The sequence below is a fragment of the Bacillus sp. AY2-1 genome (assembly GCF_008368965.1).
Lineage (GTDB): Bacteria > Bacillota > Bacilli > Bacillales > Bacillaceae_G > Bacillus_A > Bacillus_A thuringiensis_S.
Window position 1 is genome coordinate 1 of record NZ_QPEL01000326.1, and the last position, 3918, is coordinate 3918.

Genomic DNA, 3918 nt, shown 5'->3' on the forward strand with positions numbered 1-3918 from the left:
AAATATCTTCGTATATTCATTTTGAATAAGTCTAAGCATATTAATTTTCCTTACCCTGAACAACTTCTAAAAAGTAATCTTCTAATGATTTTTCGTGCTCTTTAAAATCGTGAACTAAATGATTATTTTTTTCTAAAGTTATAAGTATTGAAAGAAATTTGCTTTTACTGGTATTCAATCTAACAAATTGAACAGAATGATCAATTGTAATAACGGGATGTACTTGTAATATGTCATGAACTGCTTTAGATGGATTACCTAAGTAAATTAAGAATTCCTTATCCTCATCATTAATTTTTTCATTTATTTGCTCTTTTTTTATAATTTTTCCTTTATTAATAATGGCGATACTATCGCATATTAACTCTATTTCTGTCGAATGGTGGCTGGAAATAATAATGGCTAATTCCTTTTTATCTGCAAGAAATCTAAGATGTTCCCTTAATTCCTTAATACCAATTGGATCTAATCCATTGGTAGGCTCATCTAAAATCAGTACTTTAGGATCGTTTATTAAGCATTGCGCTAAACCTAAACGTTGTTTCATACCTAGAGAATATTTTTTCACCTTAACATGTATCTGCTCAGTAAGACCAACTATATTCATTATTTCAATTATTTTCTCTTTGTCTACCAATTTAGTTAAACTTGAAAAATATAATAGATTTTGAAAGCCAGTCATGTAATTGTAAAATTGAGGGTTTTCAAACATAACCCCTATATCCTCTAGTGCATTCAATTTTTCAGTAGATATGGATTTCCCAAAAATGAAAATACTTCCCTCTGTTAAACTAGATAAACCAGTTATCATACGTAGTGTAGTGGTTTTACCTGCTCCATTCGGTCCAAGAAATCCTAAAATTTCTCCTTTATGTACATTCAAAGATATATTATCAATAATTGTTTTATTTTCTATTTTCTTTGAAACATTATTAAGTTGAACTGCTATCTGCAACTTTCTCCCTCCTTAAAATTAATTTTATTTTTATTTTATAGGAGAATCTAAAGTTAAGACTGACGGAACTTCATATGGATTGCATAATCTTAATAATCCATACCCTATACTCGTAAGACCATTCATAAGAGCAACTGAGTGAATATCTACATTAACTTCCTCATAATCATTAATGATTTTTCGAGTTATTTTTTGAATAAATACGTTTAATTCTTCTTCAGTAACAAATGAATTATCTAATTCATGAACTTTTAGTAAAATATCTGCAATTCCTAACTCACCATGACAAAGGGAATAATTACTTTCTATAGAGGCTTTCATGGTTGTTGTGAGTGATTTTGTTAGATTATCATCTAAAAAGTCAAAATCTAAATTATTACTCGCTATTAGTTTTCTACTTAAAAGTATCCCTGGAGCACCATGACACCAAGAAATTGGATAACGGTCAGTCTGTACACTATACCAATTCATTTCATCATTATTGTAAAATGAATTTTCATAAATAAGAGACTGTTCAATAAAATCTTTTAAGTCTTCACTAGGATTAATTTTATAATATTGGCTCAAGGAAGCAGCAATGCCGGCATTTCCATGGGAAAATCCTATGTATGGAACTTCTTGATTATGCGGTGGTGGCCATGCTAATCCTTTTGATTGAGAAATGGAAGAGTTGATTAAATGTTGCGCAAGTGATTTAGATATGTCATAAATCCATTGATATTTATATTCTTTATATAAGTTTAATAAAAAGAATAAAGCCCCCGCTGATCCTCCCATTACATCATAAATGCGATCATTTGAGATAAATGATTTATAAAATTTAGTGTAATAAAGAACTTCCTCTGTTAGTTTTTTATCATTAAATACTACTGATAGATGATGCATACTATATAATATACCTGTTAAACCAGTAAAAGCACCTATAGTTATATTCTCATTCTTCACCAGTTCTGGAAGTAGCTTTTTTACTGGATTTATAGTTGCATACGCAGCTTCCTTATATGTATCCTTTTGGGTTAGCTTCCATAAATAACAGAAGAATGTAGCTATACCGGGATTACCATCATATAACCCAGTCTCTGTTACAGAAAAGGACCAATTTGTTTCATTTGATCCTTTAAGAACCATACTAGTCCAACACATTTCGGTATTTTTACCATGTCCGTCTCTTACGGCATTTTCAAGAAGTACATCCGCAATACTTTCGGCTCTTTTTAACAGATCTAAAGGTTTTTCACTATTTTTTTCTACATAGGTACTATATTTTTTATTAGCGTTCTTTATGTTTAAGTCCACCTGTGAATATGCTGTAGCGATTGTTGTTTCTATTATAGAGAGTTGTTTTATACATTCTTCCTCACTTAAAGAATTTATTTTTTCTATACTTAATTCTAAACCACATTTATAATAAAAATTTTGTAATTCTTCCCCAGAAGAGTTACATAGTTTTTTTTCATTTGGACTAGTTGTAAAATAAGGAACGTCACCGTTCAATAAATCATGAATTTCATATTTCAATAGTTTTTTTATGTCATCATTTTGAATTCCTGGTTCCCACAAGCGAAATAATAATATTTCTCTATCAATTTGATTTCTCATAAAATCCGGATGATAACTAATATTGAGTAATTTAGTATATGCCATTGTATTTCTAAAGATTTTCCTAATTTCCTTATCAGTAAATAGCATTATATTTTCAATTAATTCATTACGATTTTTGATAAACCATAAATACATATCTTTAAATCCGCTCTTTAAATCTGCCAAATAATCAATGATATTTATTTCAGCATCAGAGTATTTGGGACTATTATTTCCAGAATCCAAAATTCCTTTTTGTTTTTCAATTTTAATTTCATCTGTATAGTGATTTGTAATGGTAGGAATTTCAAAAGGAAGTATTTGCTGATTTTGACCTCTAACACCACTTACATCTATTGAATTTTGATTATGAACTTCTTGAGTAGATCCAGTTGGAATCATACCTGTAGAAACAACAGAATTTCCTATTAACTTCTGAGCTTTTTCAAAAATCGAACTAACATTAGTATTTGTTTTTGGAATAATTGTATGATGAAATAGTGATTCATAATCTATAAGAACAGGATGCTCTCCATGAGCAATCAAATTCTCGTAATGAAAATCTGTTGCATTCATAATATGGAGAATTGCTAAAATTCTTCCTAGTCTTTCATAAAATTTATGTATGTCTTTATCACTAGAGCACTCTTTAAATTCGATAAATTCTGACCATCCATATGCTTCTCTTGAGAGAATACAAGTTGTTTTCAAAGCATTTCGAGAATCATATTTATTATTAATCCATTTTATAAAATCCTGGAACTGTATATCTATATCTAGTGGACGCGGTTTATACACTACTTTGACTCCACTATTAAATTCTAAAATCGACACTGACTTTCCTGATTTATGAGTATCTCCTTGACTTAAATGTAGATGTGAAATCTTACATATTTTTTCTTCATTATTAAATATTTTTTCAAGGCTATCCTTATCGCAATGAAAATGAAATAATAATTCTTCTAAGAAGCTTATGAGATTTATTGTTTTAGTTATAATAAGCCTTATAAGTACTGGATATTCATCAAAGAAGCTGTTAATATACAATGGATCACTTTCAAAACGATTACAGAAAAATTTATACCTTTCTTCTGACGTATTTCCTTGTAATTCACCACTTAACCTTAAATAATTTATTTCTAAAATTAATGTTTTATGACTAACATGAAATAAGGAATCTAATAAATTATTTAAAATATCAATTTGACTTTCCTCAGACAAATACTCCTTAAACTTATTTTTTTGAAACATTTTAACCGCAAAAAAGCGAATAAATGGCTCGAAAAATGAAAAGAAAGGAAATTTATCTAATTTTTTTAATAACTTCTTTATATTTTCATTTACAAATGATTCGTTATTAATTTCATATATGTATTTAAGCC

2 protein-coding genes are annotated in these 3918 nt (G+C 28.6%); both read right to left on the minus strand.

All coding sequences use genetic code 11. The features are described 5' to 3' along the window. Window positions 1–40: 40 nt before the first annotated feature. On the minus strand, window positions 41–955 hold the full coding sequence (locus tag DN403_RS30855) for an ABC transporter ATP-binding protein (protein ID WP_149186133.1): 915 nt from the start codon (window positions 953–955) through the stop codon (window positions 41–43). A gap of 30 nt (window positions 956–985) precedes the next feature. After that, on the minus strand, window positions 986–3918 hold a 2933-nt coding region (locus DN403_RS30860), incomplete at its 5' end, for a type 2 lanthipeptide synthetase LanM family protein (RefSeq protein WP_149186134.1).